Origin of the sequence: Streptomyces sp. (assembly GCF_035645055.1) — a bacterium.
Lineage (GTDB): Bacteria > Actinomycetota > Actinomycetes > Streptomycetales > Streptomycetaceae > Streptomyces.
Map to the genome: position 1 here is coordinate 109,817 of NZ_DASQNH010000094.1, position 18,130 is coordinate 127,946.

Consider the following 18,130-nt stretch of genomic DNA (forward strand, 5'->3'; position numbering starts at 1 on the left):
GGGACGTCAGGGGCGCCGGGCCCCCGTCCTGCTGCGGGCGCGGGCCTGCTGGAAGACCTCAGCGGCCTGCGCGTGGTCACCGGGCGCGGTGGTGCGGTGGGCCCACGGCAGCGGCGTCCAGTACGGGCCGACCGCGTCGAACACCCGGTCCGCCTCGGCGAACCGCAGCGCGCCCCACAGGGCATGGGCGAGATGGTTGAGGTCGAGCGGGCCGCGCTCGGCGGCCGTGGTCGGCTCGAACCAGCCGTGGAACGCCCGCAGCGCCTCCCGGGAGGCGTCCTCGGCGACCCAGTGCAGGTCGAGTGCGGCGTCGCGGCCGCCGTCGCGCCGGTAGCGCTCGACCCGGACGTACAGCGGCAGCAGCCGCAGCGGCGAGCCCGGCGGTGCCGCGTCGGCCGCCCAGTGCGCGAAACCCGCCGCCTCCGCCAGCCGTCCGGACGCCGAACGGCCGTACAGGAACTGGAGCATCCGGTGGTGGGCCTCACGGTTGTACGGGTCGCGCCGGCCGGCCTCCGCCAGCAGGCCCCACGGGCCGGGCGGCAGCATCGGCTCCGGCGGCGCCACCCGGTGCTCCGCCCAGCGCTGCTCCTCGTCGAGCCGGGACAGCGCCAGCAGGCACACCCAGGGCACCGGGTCGTGCGGCGCGGCACGCGTCAGGGCGTCACTCGCCCGCCACGCCTCGTGCCACAACTCCGTGGTGCGGCCGTGCCGTTCACGATGGGCCCGCAAGGCCCGCTCGACGGCCACCCGGGCGTGCATCAGGGCGGCCGGGAGGCTGTGCGGCTCCTCGGCGAGCCAGGCCCGCACCACATCGGTGCCGGCGGCGGCCGCCGCCAGGACCTGGGTGCGCTGTGTCCACTGCCGCCAGGACGCGGTCTCCGCGAGCAGGGCGCGCATGGACATCCAGCGCCCGGCGCGCACCTCCTGGAGGGCGGCGCGCAGCGCGGTGTCGGGTCCGGCGGGATCGTAGGCGGGTCGTGCTCCGTCTTTGGCCATCACCCTCCCGCCCCGGTCGACGGGCGGGTCAGGATGGCGAGCTGGTGTGTCAACAGCCCTCCCCCGAGCGGCGGTTGATGAGATCGTGTTCGGTCGGCGGCCACTATAGAGGCGGGTGTTCCGGATGAGACGCCGGTTTCGCCATACGGGAGAACGGCCACCCGCCGCGCGACTGCTGACCGTGGGTCAGCGGCGCTTGACGCGGCGTGGCCGGCGACGGCAGGCTGTCGGCCCGTGATCACCACGGGGCGGGAGGCGCGATGACAGGACCGGTGCTCGCCATCGACCAGGGCACCTCCGGCACCAAGGCGCTGGTGATCTGCCCCGAGCGCGGGATCCTCGGCACCGGTTTCACCGCCGTCCGCCCCCGCTTCCTGCCCGGCGGCCTGGTCGAGGCCGACCCCGCAGAGCTGTACGGCTCGGTGGTCGACGCCGGACGCCAGGCGCTCGCCGAAGCCGGCGAACCGGTGACCGCGCTCGGCCTCGCCAACCAGGGCGAGACCGTCCTCGCCTGGGACCCCGCCACCGGCCGCCCGCTGACCGACGCCCTCGTCTGGCAGGACCGCCGGGCCGAGACCGTCTGCGCCGAACTCGCCCAACACGCCGAGGAATTACGCGACCTGACCGGCCTGCCCCTGGACCCGTACTTCGCCGCGCCGAAAATGGCCTGGATACGACGGCACCTGACCACCGAGGGCGTGGTCACCACCAGCGACGCCTGGCTGGTCCACCGGCTCACCGGCGCCTATGTCACCGACGCCGCCACCGCCGGCCGCACCCAGCTGCTCGACCTCGACCGCACGGCCTGGTCCCCCAGGGCGCTGGAGGTGTACGGCCTGTCCGGCGAACGCCTCCCCGAAGTCGTCGACGCCGCCCGGCCCGTGGGCACCACCACCGCGTTCGGCGCCCCGATTCCCCTCACCGGCCTCGTCGTCGACCAGCAGGCCGCCCTGCTCGCCCAGCGCATCACCGCACCCGGCGGAGCCAAGTGCACCTACGGCACCGGCGCGTTCCTCCTCGCCCACACCGGCGACCGCCCCCGCCGCGGCACCTCCGGCCTGGTGAGCTGCGTCGCCTGGCGGCTCGCCGGACACACCAGCTACTGCCTCGACGGGCAGGTCTACACCGCCGCCTCCGCCGTCCGCTGGCTCACCGACCTCGGCGTCATCCGGGGCGCCGCCGACCTCGACACCGTCGGCGGGAGCGTGCCCGACAGCGGCGGCGTCACCTTCGTGCCCGCCCTCGCCGGGCTCGCCGCCCCCTGGTGGCGCGGCGACCTGCGCGGCTCGCTCACCGGACTCGGCCTCGACACCGGCCCCGGCCACCTGGTGCGCGCCCTGTGCGAAGGCCTGGCCGCCCAGGTCGCCGAACTCGCCGACGCCGCCGCCCACGACCTCGGCGCCCCGCTGGACGCGCTCCGCGTCGACGGCGGCCTCACCCGCTCCGCCCTGCTCCTGCAGACCCAGGCCGACCTGCTGCAACGCCCCGTGGAGGTGTCCGCCCTGCCCGACGCCACCGCGCTCGGCGCGGGCGCCCTCGCCCGGCTCGGCGCCACCCCAGGGCTCGACCTCGCGGACGCCCTGCCGGACGGGAAACCGTCCGCCGTCCACGAGCCCCGGATCAGCGCGGACGAGGCCGCCGAACGCCGCGCCCGCTTCCGTGCCGCCGTGACCGCCCTGCTCGACGGGGCGCCCGCATGACCGTCGTCACCGCCGAGGGGCCACTGCCCCCGGAGCCGTACGACGTCGCCGTGGTCGGCGCGGGCGTGGTCGGCGGCGCGATCGCCCGCGCCCTCGCCCGGCACCCCCGGCTGCGGGTCGCGCTGGTCGAGGCACAGGACGACGTGGGCCAGGGCACCTCCAAAGCCAACACCGCCATCCTCCACACCGGCTTCGACGCCGTCCCCGGCTCCCTGGAGGCCCGCCTGGTCCGCGAGGGCGCCCGGCTGCTCGCCGCCTACGCCGCCGAGTCCGGCATCCCCGTCGAACGCGTCGGCGCCCTCCTCGTCGCCTGGGACGAGGAACAGCTCGCCGCCCTGCCCCGGCTCGCCGAGAAGGCCGCGCGCAACGACTGCCACGACACCCGCCTGCTCGGCCCTGCCGAGCTGTACGCGCGCGAGCCACACCTCGGACCGGGCGCGCTCGGCGCCCTGCACGTCCCCGGCGAGTCCGTCGTCTGCCCCTGGACCACACCCCTCGCCTACGCCACCCAGGCCGTCCGCCACGGCGTCCATCTGCACCTCGACTGCCGTGTCGAGCGGGCCGTCCGGCGGGACGGCGTCCACGAGCTGACGACCTCCCGGGGCACCCTTCGCGCCCACCGGCTCGTCAACGCGGCCGGACTGCACGCCGACACCCTCGACCGGCAGCTCGGCCACGACGACTTCACCGTCACCCCGCGCCGCGGCCAGCTCCTGGTCTACGACAAGTTCGCCCGCCCCCTGGTCCGGCACATCCTGCTGCCCGTCCCCACCGCCCTCGGCAAGGGCGTGCTGGTCGCCCCCACCGTCCACGGCAACGTCCTGCTCGGCCCCACCGCCGAGGACCTGGACGACAAGCGGGCCACCGGCTCCACCGCCGACGGCCTCGCCGCCCTGCGCGAGCAGGGCCGCCGGGTCCTGCCCGCCCTGCTCGACGAGGAGGTCACCGCCGTCTACGCCGGGCTGCGCGCCGCCACCGGGCACGACGACTACCGGGTCCGCGCCCACCCCGGCCAGGGATACGTCACCGTGGGCGGCATCCGCTCCACCGGCCTGACCGCCTCCCTCGCCCTCGCCGAGCACGTCCTCGCCCTCCTCCGGGAGACCGGACTCGACCCCGGCCCCGCCCGCGACCTGGAGCCGGTGCGCATGCCCGATCTGGGCGAGGCGTTCCCGCGCCCCCACCAGCGCGCCGACCTGATCGCCGCCGACCCGTCCTACGGCACCCTCGTCTGCCACTGCGAACGGGTCTCCCTCGGCGAGATCCGCGACGCCCTCGCCAGTACCGTCCCGCCGCGGTCCCTGGACGGACTGCGCCGCCGCACCCGCGCGCGTGCCGGCCGCTGCCAGGGCTTCTACTGCGGGGCCGCCGTGCGCGCGCTGTTCGAGGAGGCCCGGACATGACCGCCGTACGCCAGGTCGACGTGCTCGTCGTCGGCGCGGGACCCGCCGGGCTCACCGCCGCCGCGACGCTCGCCGCGCGCGGCGCGGGCCGGGTGGAGGTGCTGGAGCGGGAACGGACGCCCGGCGGAGTGCCCCGGCACTGCGCGCACGGCGGATTCGGCACCTGGCGGCGCCCCCTGACCGGGCCGCGCCTCGCGCGCGAACTCGCCCAGGCCGCCGTCCGCGCGGGGGCGGTCGTCCGCACCTCGGTGACCGCCCTCGACTGGGCCGGCCCGCTGGACCTCGCCACGGTCGGCCCGCAGGGCCCGGAGACCCTCCGCGCGCGGGCCGTCGTCCTGGCCACCGGCGCCCGCGAACGCCCCCGCGCCGCCCGCCTGGTGCCCGGCACCCGGCCGGCCGGTGTCTACACCACCGGCGAACTCCAGCAGGCCGTCCACCTGTACCGGCAGCCGATCGGCACCCGCGCGGTGATCGTCGGCGCGGAGGACGTCTCGTACGCCGCCGCCGGCACCGTGCGCCGCGCCGGAGCCGAAGTCGCCGCCCTCGTCACCGACCTGCCCGGACCCCGCACCACACCCACGCGGGCCCTCGACGCCCGGCTGCGCCGGGGCGTCCCGCTGCTCACCGGCACCACGGTCGCCGAACTCCTCGGCCACGGCCGCCTGTCCGGTGTCCGGATCCGCCACCACGACGGGCGTACGGCCGTACTGCCCTGCGACACCGTCGTGTTCACCGGCGACTTCGTGCCCGACCACGAACTCGCCCGGCACGGCGGCCTGGTCCTGGACCCCCGCACGCGCGGCCCCGCCGTCGACGGCGCCCTGCGCACCTCGCGGCCCGGCGTGTTCGCCGCGGGCAACGTGCTGCACGCCGTCGAACCCGCGGCCACGGCGGCCCGGGAGGGCGCGCTGGTCGCCACCGCGGTCACCGCCGCGCTCGCCGGAGCCGCCCGGCCCGCCGGGGTGCCGCTCACCGTCGACCCGCCGCTGCGCTGGATCACCCCCCAGCGCGTCACCCCGGCCGACGCCCTGCCGTACACCCTGCGCACGGCGTCCCGCCTCACCCGCCCGCTCCTCGAAGTCACCCAGGACGACCGCGTCCTGCACCGGGAACGTGTGCGAGGCGCCGCCGCGGGCAGGTCCCTGACGCTGACGGCCCAATGGACCCACCGGGTCGATCCGCGGGGCGGTCCGGTCCGGGTGACGGCCCGCTGACGCCCCGGCCCGTGACGCCGGGTTCGCGCTCACAGCTCCCGATCGTCCGCGGTGGCACGCTACGGTGCGCACTGCCCCACACGGAGGAGGAACCCCAGTGACAGCGCGACGCACCGGCACCCCGCAGGGCCTGCCCGTCGCCGTGGTGACCGGCGCCAACCGCGGCATCGGCTACGAGGTGGCACGGCAACTCGCCGACCGGGACCACCGTGTCGTCCTCGGCTCCCGCGACCCCGTCAAGGGCCGGGCCGCCGCCACCCGCCTCGATCCGGGCGGCACCCGGGTCATCCCCGTCCAGCTCGATGTCGCCGACGCGGCGAGCGTCGCCGCCATGGCCGACCGGGTCACCCGGGAACTGGGCCGGGTCGACGTCCTCGTCAACAACGCCGCCATCCTCTACGACAGCTGGGCCCGGGCCCGCACCGCCGACCTCGACGAGGTGCAACGGGCCCTGGACACCAACCTGTTCGGCGCCTGGCGGGTCACCCAGGCGCTGCTGCCGCTGCTGGAACGCGGCCCGCACCCCCGGATCGTCAACGTCAGCAGCGAGACCGGCTCCCTCCAGGGCATGACCGGCGGCACACCCGCCTACGGCGTCTCCAAGGCCGCCCTCAACGCCCTCACCCGGCTGCTCGCCGGAGAGCTGCGCGGGCGCGGTGTGCTGGTCAACGCCGTCTGCCCCGGCTGGACCGCCACCGACATGGGCGGCGGCGGGCGGCCGGTCCCCGAGGGCGCCGCCGGAGTCGTCTGGGCGGCCACCCTCCCCGACAACGGCCCCACCGGCGGCTTCTTCCGCGACGGCAGGCCTGTGCCCTGGTGAGCGGGGTGCGCCGCCGGGCGAGCGCCGTAGGGGTGCGGTGCGTCGCCGGGCGCGGTTCGTGGGTGGCTGGTCGCGCGGTTCCCCGGGCCTCTGGGGGAGCGCCGTTGTGCTTCGGTGTGTTGCCGGGGGTGGGCCCCGTGGGTGGCCGGTCGCGCGGTTCCCCGCGCCCCGAGCGACTTCCCCCGGGCCCGTTCGCCAAGGCACCGCCCCGCCTCACCGCCCAGGCGGCCGCACCCCACCCAGGGGCGCGGGGAACTGCGCGACGAGCCCCCACCGGCCCGCAGACGGCACACTGCCGGACCCCGCCCCGGCGCAGCCCTAGATCACCCGCAGCCGCACCAGCGCCCCCAGCGTCAGCGCCCCCGGCAGCAGTGGCAGCCAGACCGTGATGATCCGGTACGCGACCACCACCGCCGTCGCCACCGCCGCAGGCCCGCCCGCCGCCACCAGGGCCACGATCAGTGCCGCCTCCACCGAGCCGATCCCGCCCGGCGTGGGGATCAGCGCGACGGCGACGGTCGCCGCCAGGTAGGCGACGGCGATGTGCGCGAGCGGTACCGGCAGTCCCAGCGCCCGCCCCACCGCGACCAGTCCGGCCGCCTGCAGCGCCGGGAAGGCCAGGGAGCCGCCCCACAGGGCCAGGACCCGGGACGGGCGGCTGTGGATCGTGCGCGCCTCGCCCAGGGCGGTGCGCAGGAAGGAGCCGACGGCCGCGCGCGGCCGCCGTACGCACAGCAGGGCGGCCACCGCCAGCCCGGCCGCCGCGCCGAGCGTGAGCAGCAGCGGACCGGCCGCGCCCGCCGGGACGAGCGGGCCGAGCCGCAGCGCTTCGGGGAAGGCGACGAGCAGGGCGGCCAGCAGCCCCACCCGTCCGATGCCCTCGGCCAGCAGATAGAGCGCCAGCGCGGCCGAGGAACGGGCGAGTGGCAGCCCGCACACCGTCATGAACCGCAGATTGACCGCGCTCGCGCCGAGCCCGCCGGGCAGCAGATGGTTGGCCGCGCCCGCCGCGAACTGGGTGGCGAGCAGCCGGCACCGCGGCAGCCGTTCGACGACCGCGCCCTGCCGGGTGACGGCCGCCGCCACCCAGGTGAGACAGGTCGCCCCGGCGGCGGCCAGCAGCCAGGGCGGGCGGGCCGTGGCGAGATGGCCGAACCCGTCGGCGAGCACGGCCCGGTGCCGCACCGCCAGGACGGCGACCAGGGCGAGCGGCAGCAGGCACAGCAGCGTGCGGAGCGGGACGCGCCGGGGGAGCCGTATCGCTGTCACACCGGGAGAGGCTCGCCGTACCGCCTCAACCGAGGGTTGCGGACGCGGGGACGGCGCCTTACGGGCACCCGTCCGGTCGGCGGCTGCCCGGCCGGCCTTGACCTCAAGCCAGGTCGAGGTCCTAGCGTCGGCGGCATGAGCATGGAGACCACGGCCTGGACGCAGCTGCACGGCGTCCTCAACGCCCAAGAGGAACGCCGCCCCTTCGCCCGCGCCACCCTGCGCCGCATCGGTGCCTTCGCCCGCCCGCACCGACGTCGCATCGCGCTGTTCGTGCTGCTCGGGATGGCCACCGCACTGCTCGCCGTCGCCACCCCCGTGCTCGCCGGGCGGGTCGTCGACGCGATCGTGTCGGGCGGCGACCAGGACACCGTCGTACGGCTCGCCCTGCTCATCGCGCTCATCGCGGTGCTGGAGGCGGCACTCGGCATCCTCGGCCGGAGGCTGTCGTCGACGCTCGGCGAGGGACTGATCCTCGATCTGCGGACGGCTGTGTTCGATCATGTGCAGCGCATGCCGGTCGCGTTCTTCACACGTACCCGTACGGGCGCGCTCGTCAGTCGTCTCAACAACGACGTCATCGGCGCCCAGCGGGCGTTCAGCAACACCCTGTCCGGAGTGGTCAGCAACCTGGTCACCCTGGTGCTCACGCTCGCCGTGATGCTCACCCTGTCCTGGCAGGTCACCCTGCTCGCCCTGGTGCTGCTGCCGGTGTTCGTGGTCCCGGCCCGGCGGATGGGCCGCCGGATGGCACGGATGCAGCGCGAGGCCGCCACGCTCAACGCGGCGATGGGCACCCGGATGACCGAGCGGTTCTCCGCGCCCGGCGCCACCCTCGTCAAGCTGTTCGGCCGCCCGGAGGAGGAGTCCCGCGAGTTCGCCGAGCGGGCCCGCCGGGTCGCGGCCATCGGCATCCGCACCGCGACCGCCCAGTCCGTCTTCATCACCGCCCTCACCCTGGTCTCCGCCCTCGCCCTCGCCCTGGTCTACGGCCTCGGCGGCGCCCTCGCCCTGCGCGGCACCCTGGAACCGGGCGCCGTGGTCGCCCTCGCCCTGCTGCTCACCCGGCTCTACGCCCCGCTCACGGCGCTCGCCGGGGCCCGGGTGGAGGTGATGAGCGCACTCGTCAGCTTCGAGCGGGTCTTCGAGGTGCTGGACCTCAAGCCGCTCATCGAGGACCGCCCGGACGCCCGGCCGGTCCCGGACGGCCCGGTCGCGGTCGAGTTCGACGACGTCCACTTCGGCTACCCGTCCGCCGACAAGGTCTCCCTCGCCTCCCTGGAGGAGGTCGCGTCCCTGGACACCCGGGGCGGGGCCGAGGTCCTGCACGGCGTGTCCTTCCGTGCCGAACCCGGCCGGACGATCGCCCTCGTCGGTTCCTCCGGCGCCGGCAAGTCGACGATCGCGCAGCTGCTGCCCCGGCTGTACGACGTCGACGCGGGCGCCGTGCGGGTCGGTGGCGTCGACGTGCGCGACCTGGGCGCCGACTCGCTGCGCGGTACCGTCGGCATGGTCACCCAGGACGGCCACCTCTTCCACGACACCGTCCGCGCCAACCTCCTCCTCGCCCGGCCGGACGCCACGGACGACGACCTGTGGGACGCCCTGCGCCGGGCCCGTCTGGACGCCCTTGTGCGGGCGCTGCCCGACGGGCTGGACACGGTCGTCGGCGAGCGGGGCTACCGGCTCTCCGGCGGTGAGCGCCAGCGGATGACCATCGCCCGGCTGCTGCTGGCCCGCCAGCGTGTCGTCGTCCTCGACGAGGCCACCGCGCACCTGGACAACACCTCCGAGGCGGCCGTCCAGGAGGCGCTGACCGAGGCACTGCGCGACCGGACCGCGATCGTGATCGCCCACCGGCTGTCCACGGTGCGGGCCGCGGACCAGATCCTGGTCCTGGAGGACGGCCGGATCGTCGAGCGCGGCACCCACGAGGCGCTGCTGGCGGCGGACGGCCGGTACGCGGAGCTGTACCGGACCCAGTTCGCGGAGCGCGGGCCGGTCACCGCGGCCACGGTGTGACGCGGTGCCGGCGCGGTGGCGCGCCGGTGCGGGCGGCGATGTCCCCGGCGGTGACGCCCGGCGCGGACCCGGCGAGCGCGAGGCCGTCGCCGGTGACGTCGAGGTCGCCGAGGCCGGTGACGATCCGGTGGACGCACCGCTCGCCGGTCAGCGGCAGGGCGCACTCGGCGCTGATCTTCGGCGAGCCGTCCTCGCCGGGGTGATGTTCTGGTGGGGCGCGGTGCGCCGTCCGGGTCGTACCGCGACGACGACCCCGTCGCCGTCACACGGCGACCGCCCGGGGAAGCGGGGGCCCCGCTTCCCCGGGCGAGCGGGGCCCCCGCTGCGCCACGGCCACGGGCAGTCCGCCGCGCCTCGTCCAGTGCCGCGACGGCGGTCGCGGTGCCGGTCGTGGTGCCGGTCGTGATGCCGGCCCAGGAGTCCCCTCCCCGCAGGTGCCGGCCAGCCTGTGACCCCCTTCCCCGGGACGGCGTGCCGACCGGGGCCCACAGGCGTAGCGTCCGGGTATGGGCGGCAGCAGGATCGATCCGGCCACCGAGTACGACGAACTGGACACCGCGTTCGCCGAGACGGTCCGCCAGATCGGCGCGTCCATCGGCGCGCTGTACCTCCTCGAACCGGACGGGCAGGTGCTCAGCCTCACCCTGCTGTCCGGCGCGACGGCCGAGCTGGCCGCACCCTGGGCCCGGGTGGCGCTCGCGGCACCCGCCCCGGTCGCCGACGCGGTCCGCCAGGAACGCCTGGTGTGGGTCGGCAGCCAGGAGGAGATGACCCGCTCCTACCCGCGCACCGCGATGGTGCTGCCCTACCCCCTCGCGCTGGCGGCCGCACCGGTCACCGGTGCCCGCCGGTGGGGTGCCCTGCTGCTGATGTGGCCCGCCAACCGCCCCGCGTACATGACCGGACGGGAACGGCGCCACATCGAGTCCAGCTGCCGGACGCTGGCCCGCCTCCTGGAGGAAGGTGACGCCTGGGGCGGGCGCCCGGCCCGCGACGCCGGGCTCCGCGTCCTCCCCACCGGAGCCGGCCGCCGCCCGGCCGCGCCCACGATGGCCGCCGCCGACTTCATCGAGCGCCTGCCCGGCGGCAGCTGCGCCCTCGACCTCGAAGGGCGCTTCACCTACCTCAGCTCCGGCGCCTGCCGGCTGCTGGGCCGTGACGCCGACCAACTGCTCGGCACCCGGCCCTGGCAGTCCCTGCGCTGGCTCGACGACCCCTCCTACGAGGACCGCTACCGGGCCGCCGTACTCAGCCGCGAACCCGTCTCGTTCGCCGCCTGCCGCCCGCCGGACACCTGGCTGGAACTGCACCTCTACCCGGACGCCAGCGGCATCAGCGTCCGTATCGTGCCCAGCGGCGGGCAGCTCCCGCCCGCCCCGGCGCCCCGCCGGACCACCCGCACCGTGACCCCGACCCGGGCCGGCCAGCTCTACCACGTGATGCACCTGGCCGCCGCGCTCACCGAAGTCGTCGGCGTCCAGGACGTCATCGACCTCATCGCCGACCAGATCATGCCCGCCTTCGGCGCCCAGGGGCTGGTGCTGTCCGCCGCCGACGCGGGCCGGCTGCGCATCACCGGCCACCGCGGCTACCCGCCCGAGGCCATCGAACGGCTCGACGCCCTCCCCCTCACCACCGCCTTCACCCCGGCCGGCCGCGCCCTCAGCAGCGGCATCCCCGCGTTCTTCTCCGACGCGGAGGAGATGCGACGGGTCTACCCCGAGGCCACGCCGATCAGCGGCAAGCAGGCCTGGGCCTTCCTGCCGCTGGTCATCTCCGGCCGGCCCGTCGGCTGCTGCATCCTGTCCTACGACCGTCCGCACGACTTCCCGGCCGAGGAACGCGCCGTCCTCACCTCCCTCGCCGGGCTCATCGCCCAGGCCCTCGACCGGGCCCGGCTGTACGACACCAAGCATGACCTCGCCCACGGCCTCCAGCAGGCACTGCTCCCGCGCACCCTGCCCACCGTGGCCGGGCTGCGCGTCGCCGCCCGCTATCTGCCCACCACCCGCGGCATGGACATCGGCGGAGACTTCTACGACCTGATCCGGCTCGGCGACACCGCCGCGGCGGCCGTCATCGGCGACGTCCAGGGCCACAACGTGGCCGCCGCCGCCCTCATGGGCCAGGTCCGCACCGGCGTGCACGCCCACGCGACCGTCGCCACCGCCCCCGGCCAGGTGCTCGCCGGCACCAACCGGCTCGTCATCGATCTCGGCCCCGACCTGTTCACCAGCTGTCTCTACGCCCACCTCGACTTGGCCCGCGGACGCGCCACCCTCGCCAGCGCGGGTCACCCGCCCCCGCTGCTGCGCCTCCCCGACGGCACCACCCGGCCCGTCGACGTCACGCCCGGGCCGCTCCTCGGGATCTTCCCTGACGCCGACTTCCCCGTCACCGAGGTCCCGCTCTCCCCGGGCACGACGCTGCTCCTCTACACGGACGGCCTCATCGAGACACCGGGCGTCGACCTGGACGACTCCATCGCCCGCCTCGGCCGCCACCTCGCCCAGGCCGACGACCACGACCTGGACGCCCTCATCGACGACCTGCTGAACAAGCAGGTCCCCACCGGCCAGCGCGCCGACGACATCGCCGTCCTGGCCCTGCACCGCGAAGCGGCGCCCGAGCCGCCGCCGACGGCCGGGGAGTGACGTGTGGGTGGCCGCGGACGGGTGTCGCGCGGGCCGCCACAACCCCTCAAGGCCGGGGATCGACCCGTCGCCAGCGGGGGCGGGCGTCGGGGCCGCGGCGGCCGGCGGCGGAGGCGCAGCGTGGGCATACGCGTTGTACGCGGTCCGCCGCACCGCCGGACTCGGGGAAGATGTCCTGCCAGGTGACGTGCGGGAAGCGGGTCAGCCGGGACCGGCTGAGCGACAGCCCGCAGACCGTCTCGTTGCGGCCGGGTTCCCAGGCGTGGACCTCCCCGGCCGGCAGTCTGCGGCGGCCCTCCTCCTCGTCCGTCCACTGACCGGAGGCGGCTACGGCGTACCGACGGGCGCGGGCTGTCACGGCGGCGGCCCCCGGTCAGCCGGCCGGGTTGTCGACCCGCAGCCGTACCTGCTCCTCCAGCCGCCGCAGGCTGCTGTCGAGGGCGTCGCGCGCCGCCTGCTCGCCCGGATCGTGGCTCTCGTCGAAGAACGACAGGTGCACCGTGACCTCGCTGGCCCCGCTGCCGATCCCCGCGACCTGGAGCCAGCCCGCGTAGCCGCCCTGGTCGCGGGTGCCCCACTCCAGCCGCATCTGGTCGGGCCGTGCCCGCAGCAGCGCGGCGGTGTCCTCGTCGGTACGGTCCTCGTGCACGGTCACCGCGGGCAGCCGTTCCGCTTCCACGTGCAGCGCGGACGGCAGCCAGGTGTCCAGCTGTCCCACGTCGGCGGCCTGGTCGAAGATTTGCTCGGGCTGGGCCGGCATGGTGCGGGAACGTTCGTACTCGGTCATCGCCCACCGTCCTCGGCTTCCTCGGCTCGGGGTCGTACAGCGGACCGCGTGCCCGGCTCGCCCGGAAATAAGCGTTCGCGCCGTGATCCGTGATCCGTGATCGGGGAGCCGGTCGTCCCTCGGGGCGGAAGCGGCGGTGCCGCCCGGCTCCTCACGGGATCGCGCCGCATCTGGCGAGCCGTCAGAAGGGCTCGCTCCGGCGGGGCGGCACCGGGCGGTCCCCCCGAGGCAACTCCCAGTTCCCTCAATTGGCACGCGTGACTCGCGCGGTCCGCACCACCGTCCCAGGATGAAGGCTCAAGGCCGACGGCCGTTCGCGCTGCCGGACACGGCGGCCTCCACTTGCTCTCGCGAAGGGAAGGGCCAGCTGGATGAGCACATCGAAGCGCGTGTCCCAGTCGGCGTTCGACGGCTCAAGGCTGCGCGTCATACTGTTCGTCGATCTCCACGAAGGCGCTCAGCAACAGTTCCTCGACGCGTACGAGCACATGCGCACGCGCATGGTGGAGGTCTCCGGGCACATCGGCGACCAGCTGTGCCAGTCCGTCGACAACCCGTCCCAGTGGGTCATCACCAGCGAATGGGCCAGTGCCCCGCCCTACCTCGCCTGGGTGAGCAGTGAGCACCACCTCGAGACGGTCAAGCCCATGCAGAGCTGCGTCCGTGATCTGCGGTCGCTGCGCTACACCGTCGTCCGCGAGACGGGCGGCTCCCGGCAGGCCGCGGCCCGGGCCGCCGGAGCGCACGGTCCCGTGCGGGTCGGCGACGGGGTGACGCGCTCCGCGCTGACCTTCACCGTCAAGCCGGGCTCGGAGTCCAAGGTCGCGGAGATCCTCGCCGGATACGCGCCGCCGAAAGCCCGCGTCGACGACTCCACACGGCTGCTGCGCACCACGCTGTTCATGCACGGCAACCGGGTGGTGCGCACCGTCGAGGTCGAGGGCGACCTGATGGCCGCGCTGCGGCACGTCTCACGGCAGCCCGAGGTGCGGGCCGTCGAGGAGGCCATCAATCCCCATCTCGAACAGGACCGGGACCTGACCGATCCCGAGTCCGCGCGCGCCTTCTTCACCCGCGCGGCCATGCCTCCCGTGCACCACGTCTCGCGCGGGGGACCCGAACCGGCCGGCCTGCGACGGCTCGCGCTGTTCTACCCGGCCCGCGACGGCTGCGGGACGGCTCTCGCCCGGATGCTCTCCCAGGAGGATGAGACCGCGGCGGACGACCCCGGGAGCCCGGTGCACCGCAGCACCGTCTTCCAGCGGGACGACATCGTCGTCCGGCTCATCGACGTGTCGGGCGATCCCGAGGCCGAACCGTTCAAGGCGCTCGGCATCCACGGCCCGCGGAAGGCCGCCATGCTGGCGCGCCTGCTCGACGGCGCCGCGCTCGGCGTGGACGGCCCGCTCACCGGTGAGCGGGACGCGACGCGCCTGCTGGCGCACGCCGGCATGACGCTGATCACCGACCGCACGGCTGCGCAGTCCTGACCGACAGCGCACGGACCACCACTTCCCCCTGCCTCATCTATCTGGAGACGGCACATGGACACAACGCGCCCACGCATCGTGGACCTGAGCGAGACCGAGCCCAACCGCAGGCGCGGCGGCGACCTGCGCACCCTGCTCACCCCGGTCACGGTGGGGTCCACCAGCGGTTTCATGGGCCTGGCCATCATGCGGCCGGGCGAGCGCATCAGCGAGCACTACCACCCGTACTCGGAAGAGTTCATCTACGTCGTGCAGGGCGATCTGGAGGTCGACCTGGACGGCGAGACGTTCTCCCTCCGGGGCGAGCAGGGCCTCATGATCCCCATCAACATGCGGCACCGCTTCCGCAACGTCGGCGACACGGAAGCCCGGATGGTCTTCCACCTGGGCCCGCTGGCGCCCGAGCCGCGCCTCGGCCACGTCGACACGGAGGTCATGGAGGGAGCCGACCAGCTCGCGCCGCACCCGGTCGTCCAGGAGGCGGGCGCGCAGCCCGTACGACACGGGGCGCCATCGTGACCCCGCGGCGGGTGGCGGTCACCGGCATCGGTGTCGTCGCCCCCGGCGGGATCGGCGTACCGGCGTTCTGGGACCTCCTCTCGGACGGCCGCACGGCCACGCGCGGCATCACCCTGTTCGACCCCGAGGGCCTGCGTTCCCGGATCGCGGCCGAGTGCGACTTCGACCCGCTCGCCCACGGCCTCGGGCCCGAGGTGACCGAAGGCGCCGACCGCTACATCCAGTTCGCCCTGGCCGCCGCGGGAGAGGCCGTGTCCGACTGCGGCCTCGACCTCGCCGCCGAGGACCCCTGGCGCGTCGCCGTCTCCCTCGGCAGCGCGGTCGGCGGCACGACCCGCCTGGAGCACGACTACGTCCTGGTCAGCGCCGGGGGAAAGCGCTGGGACGTCGACCACCGCGCCGCCGAGCCGCACCTGCACCTGGCGTTCTCGCCCAGCACCCTGGCCTCCGTCGTCGCGGAGAAGTTCGGCGCGCGGGGACCGGTGCAGACCGTCTCCACCGGCTGCACCTCCGGACTCGACGCGGTCGGTTACGCCTTCCACACCATCCAGGACGGCCGGGCCGACATCTGCATCGCCGGGGCGTCGGACTCGCCGATCTCCCCGATCACCATGGCCTGCTTCGACGCCATCAAGGCGACGTCGCCGAACAACGACGACCCGGCGCACGCCTCCCGGCCCTTCGACGCCCACCGCGACGGGTTCGTGATGGGGGAGGGCGCCGCCGTACTCGTCCTGGAGGAACTGGAGCACGCCCGGGCGCGCGGCGCGCACGTCTACTGCGAGATAGGCGGCTACGCCACCTTCGGCAACGCCTACCACATGACCGGACTCACCAGCGAGGGCCTGGAGATGGCCCGGGCCATCGACTCCACGCTCGACCAGGCCAAGGTGGACCCCACGGAGATCGACTACGTCAACGCGCACGGCTCGGGCACCCGCCAGAACGACCGGCACGAGACCGCCGCGGTCAAGCGGTCCCTGGGCACCCACGCCTACGACACGCCGATGAGTTCGATCAAGTCCATGGTGGGCCACTCCCTGGGCGCGATCGGCGCCATCGAGGTCGTCGCCTGTGTGCTGGCCCTGACCCACCAGGTGGTTCCGCCGACGGCGAACTACGAGACCCCGGACCCCGAGTGCGACCTGGACTACGTCCCGCGCACCGCACGCCCCCGCAAGCTCGGCAACGTGCTTTCCGTGGGCAGCGGCTTCGGCGGGTTCCAGTCCGCGGTGCTGCTGACGGGCCCGGGCGGGAGGACACGATGAGTGCTGAACGCAGCGGGCGCACCGCGGTCACCGGCATCGGGGTGGTCGCGCCCAACGGACTGCGGACGGACGCCTACTGGAAGTCCGTACGCGAGGGCGTGAGCGTCCTGGACCGGATCACCCGGGACGGCTGCGGGCATCTCCCGCTGCGCGTCGCCGGGGAAGTCCGGGGATTCGACCCCTCGGCGCTCATCGAGGAGACCTTCCTCGTCCAGACGGACCGGTTCAGCCACTTCGCGATGGCCGCCGCCGGCGCCGCCCTGGACGACGCCGGACTGAGCGGCATCGCGGACGACGCGCCCTACTCCGTGGGCGTGGTCACCGCGGCCGGCTCCGGCGGCGGCGAATTCGGCCAGCGCGAACTGCAGAAACTCTGGGGACAGGGCTCCCGCTACGTCGGCCCCTACCAGTCCATCGCCTGGTTCTACGCGGCCAGCACGGGCCAGATCTCCATCCGTGGCGGCTTCAAGGGCCCCTGCGGGGTGGTCGCCAGCGACGAGGCGGGCGGCCTGGACGCCGTCGCGCACGCCGACCGGACCGTGCGGCGGGGAACCGACGTGGTGGTGGTCGGGGCGGCCGAGGCGCCGCTCGCCCCGTACTCGATGGTCTGCCAGCTCGGCTACCCGGAACTCAGCACCGCCGAGGACCCGGCGGTCGCCTACCGCCCCTTCACCTCCGGCGCCCGCGGCTTCGTACCCGCCGAGGGCGGAGCCGTCCTGGTCGTCGAGGACGCGGACCGGGCCCGCCGCCGCGGTGCGGCCGTCCGCGCCACCGTGGCGGGACACGCCGCCACGTTCACCGGCGCCTCGCGCTGGGACCGCTCCCGGGAGGGACTCGCCCGGGCCATCCAGGGCGCCCTCGAGGAGGCGGGCTGCGCACCGGAGGAGATCGACGTGGTCTTCGCCGACGCGCTGGGCACCCCGGAGGCGGACCGGGCCGAGGCGCTGGCCCTCGCCGACGCCCTCGGACCGCACGGCACCCGGGTGCCCGTCACGGCCCCCAAGGCCGGGTTCGGGCGGTCCTACTGCGGCGGGCCCGTGCTGGACATCGCCGCCGCGGTGCTGGCCATGGAGCACGGGCAGGTGCCGCCGACGCCGGGCGTCTTCGACATCTGCCACGACATCGACCTGGTGACCACCACGGCACGCCCGGCCGAACTCCGCACGGCCCTGATCCTCAGCCGGGGCCTCATGGGATCCAACGCGGCGTTGGTACTACGACAAGGAGAACACGCATGAGCAACACGGAAGTGACCGTCCAGGAGCTGTCCGCCCTGATGAAGAAGGCCGCCGGCGTCACCGTCGACCCGCAGGACCTCGCCGCCCGGGTGGACACGCCGTTCGCCGAGTTCGGGGTGGACTCGCTGGGCCTCCTCGGCATCGTGGGCGAGCTGGAGAACCGGCACGGCCGCGCCCTGCCCACCGACGCGGAGCGCTGCAAGACCCCCCGCGACTTCCTCGACCTGGTCAACGGCGTCCTCACGGCTGGAGCCTGACGTGGCAGGACACACCGAGAACGAGATCACCATCGCGGCACCCCTCGACCTCGTCTGGGACATGACGAACGACCTCGAACGATGGCCGCAGCTGTTCAGCGAGTACGCGGCCTGCGAGGTGCTGTCCCGGGACGGCGACACGGTCACCTTCCGGCTGACCATGCACCCCGACGAGAACGGCAAGGTGTGGAGCTGGGTGTCGGAGCGGGTCACCGACCGCGAGAAGCTCGTCGTCCGCGCCCGCCGGATCGAACCCGGACCCTTCGAGTACATGAACATCCTCTGGGAGTACGAGGAGACCGCGGACGGCGTCCGGATGCGCTGGACGCAGGACTTCGCCATGAAGCCCGACGCGCCGGTCGACGACGCCGGGATGACCGGCATCATCAACCGCAACTCCCCGGTGCAGATGGCCCTCATCCGCGACCGTATCGAGCAGGCCGCCGGCGAGCGGCGGACCGCACCCGTCTCGTCGGCCTGAGCGACGCGGCTC

At 74.9% G+C, this 18,130-nt stretch carries 16 protein-coding genes; 12 read left to right on the forward strand and 4 right to left on the reverse strand.

Annotated features, from left to right (window positions below):
• Nucleotides 1-6: 6 nt before the first annotated feature.
• Nucleotides 7-996 (reverse strand): hypothetical protein, encoded by a 990-nt coding sequence (locus tag VE614_RS30175; RefSeq protein WP_324944263.1) that lies wholly within the window; start codon nucleotides 994-996, stop codon nucleotides 7-9.
• 260 nt (nucleotides 997-1,256) lie between these two features.
• Between VE614_RS30175 and VE614_RS30180 the strand changes: the two genes are divergently transcribed.
• From VE614_RS30180 to VE614_RS30195, 4 genes are all read left to right on the forward strand, one after another.
• On the forward strand, nucleotides 1,257-2,696 hold the full coding sequence (locus VE614_RS30180; protein WP_324944266.1) for an FGGY family carbohydrate kinase: 1,440 nt from the start codon (nucleotides 1,257-1,259) through the stop codon (nucleotides 2,694-2,696).
• The gene (locus tag VE614_RS30185; protein ID WP_324944269.1) at nucleotides 2,693-4,099 is read left to right on the forward strand and encodes an FAD-dependent oxidoreductase; all 1,407 of its coding nucleotides are present in this window, start codon (nucleotides 2,693-2,695) and stop codon (nucleotides 4,097-4,099) included. Before VE614_RS30180 ends, VE614_RS30185 begins: the two co-directional genes overlap by 4 nt.
• On the forward strand, nucleotides 4,096-5,313 hold the full coding sequence (locus VE614_RS30190; protein WP_324944272.1) for an NAD(P)/FAD-dependent oxidoreductase: 1,218 nt from the start codon (nucleotides 4,096-4,098) through the stop codon (nucleotides 5,311-5,313). The genes VE614_RS30185 and VE614_RS30190 overlap by 4 nt, the downstream gene beginning before the upstream one ends.
• A 97-nt stretch (nucleotides 5,314-5,410) precedes the next feature.
• Complete coding sequence (locus tag VE614_RS30195; RefSeq protein WP_324944275.1) at nucleotides 5,411-6,133, forward strand: SDR family oxidoreductase; 723 nt, start codon at nucleotides 5,411-5,413, stop codon at nucleotides 6,131-6,133.
• Nucleotides 6,134-6,451: 318 nt separating this feature from the next.
• Here VE614_RS30195 and VE614_RS30200 read toward each other — a convergent pair whose 3' ends face one another.
• Nucleotides 6,452-7,402 (reverse strand): lysylphosphatidylglycerol synthase transmembrane domain-containing protein, encoded by a 951-nt coding sequence (locus tag VE614_RS30200; protein ID WP_324944277.1) that lies wholly within the window; start codon nucleotides 7,400-7,402, stop codon nucleotides 6,452-6,454.
• 141 nt (nucleotides 7,403-7,543) lie between these two features.
• Here VE614_RS30200 and VE614_RS30205 point away from each other — a divergent pair, with 141 nt between their 5' ends.
• Together VE614_RS30205 and VE614_RS30215 are read left to right on the forward strand one after the other, a co-directional pair.
• The gene (locus VE614_RS30205; RefSeq protein ID WP_324944355.1) at nucleotides 7,544-9,424 is read left to right on the forward strand and encodes an ABC transporter ATP-binding protein; all 1,881 of its coding nucleotides are present in this window, start codon (nucleotides 7,544-7,546) and stop codon (nucleotides 9,422-9,424) included.
• A gap of 506 nt (nucleotides 9,425-9,930) precedes the next feature.
• Nucleotides 9,931-12,078, forward strand: coding sequence for a GAF domain-containing SpoIIE family protein phosphatase (locus VE614_RS30215; RefSeq protein ID WP_324944280.1), 2,148 nt, complete (start codon nucleotides 9,931-9,933; stop codon nucleotides 12,076-12,078).
• A 46-nt stretch (nucleotides 12,079-12,124) separates the two neighbouring features.
• On the opposite strand, the gene VE614_RS30220 is transcribed toward VE614_RS30215, so the two are convergent.
• Nucleotides 12,125-12,436, reverse strand: a complete 312-nt coding sequence (locus tag VE614_RS30220; protein WP_324944283.1) for a hypothetical protein — start codon at nucleotides 12,434-12,436, stop codon at nucleotides 12,125-12,127.
• A gap of 15 nt (nucleotides 12,437-12,451) precedes the next feature.
• Nucleotides 12,452-12,865 carry an SRPBCC family protein gene (locus VE614_RS30225; RefSeq protein ID WP_324944285.1) on the reverse strand — a complete coding sequence of 138 codons (414 nt, stop codon included), beginning with the start codon at nucleotides 12,863-12,865 and terminating at the stop codon, nucleotides 12,452-12,454.
• A gap of 371 nt (nucleotides 12,866-13,236) precedes the next feature.
• Between VE614_RS30225 and VE614_RS30230 the strand changes: the two genes are divergently transcribed.
• Genes VE614_RS30230 through VE614_RS30255 form a run of 6 tightly spaced genes read left to right on the forward strand, consistent with a single transcriptional unit; the run spans nucleotide 13,237 to nucleotide 18,118 of the window.
• Entirely contained in the window at nucleotides 13,237-14,355 is a 1,119-nt protein-coding gene (locus VE614_RS30230) for a SchA/CurD-like domain-containing protein (protein ID WP_324944288.1), read from the forward strand.
• Between the two features lie 54 nt (nucleotides 14,356-14,409).
• Nucleotides 14,410-14,874 carry a cupin domain-containing protein gene (locus tag VE614_RS30235; RefSeq protein WP_324944291.1) on the forward strand — a complete coding sequence of 155 codons (465 nt, stop codon included), beginning with the start codon at nucleotides 14,410-14,412 and terminating at the stop codon, nucleotides 14,872-14,874.
• A complete protein-coding gene (locus VE614_RS30240; RefSeq protein WP_324944294.1) occupies nucleotides 14,871-16,142 on the forward strand; it encodes a beta-ketoacyl-[acyl-carrier-protein] synthase family protein in 1,272 nt (423 codons plus the stop codon). Before VE614_RS30235 ends, VE614_RS30240 begins: the two co-directional genes overlap by 4 nt.
• On the forward strand, nucleotides 16,139-17,380 hold the full coding sequence (locus VE614_RS30245; protein ID WP_324944297.1) for a beta-ketoacyl synthase N-terminal-like domain-containing protein: 1,242 nt from the start codon (nucleotides 16,139-16,141) through the stop codon (nucleotides 17,378-17,380). Before VE614_RS30240 ends, VE614_RS30245 begins: the two co-directional genes overlap by 4 nt.
• Nucleotides 17,377-17,637, forward strand: coding sequence for an acyl carrier protein (locus VE614_RS30250; RefSeq protein ID WP_324944300.1), 261 nt, complete (start codon nucleotides 17,377-17,379; stop codon nucleotides 17,635-17,637). The genes VE614_RS30245 and VE614_RS30250 overlap by 4 nt, the downstream gene beginning before the upstream one ends.
• Before the next feature lies 1 nt (nucleotide 17,638).
• The gene (locus VE614_RS30255; RefSeq protein WP_324944303.1) at nucleotides 17,639-18,118 is read left to right on the forward strand and encodes an SRPBCC family protein; all 480 of its coding nucleotides are present in this window, start codon (nucleotides 17,639-17,641) and stop codon (nucleotides 18,116-18,118) included.
• The last annotated feature ends 12 nt before the right edge of the window (nucleotides 18,119-18,130 follow it).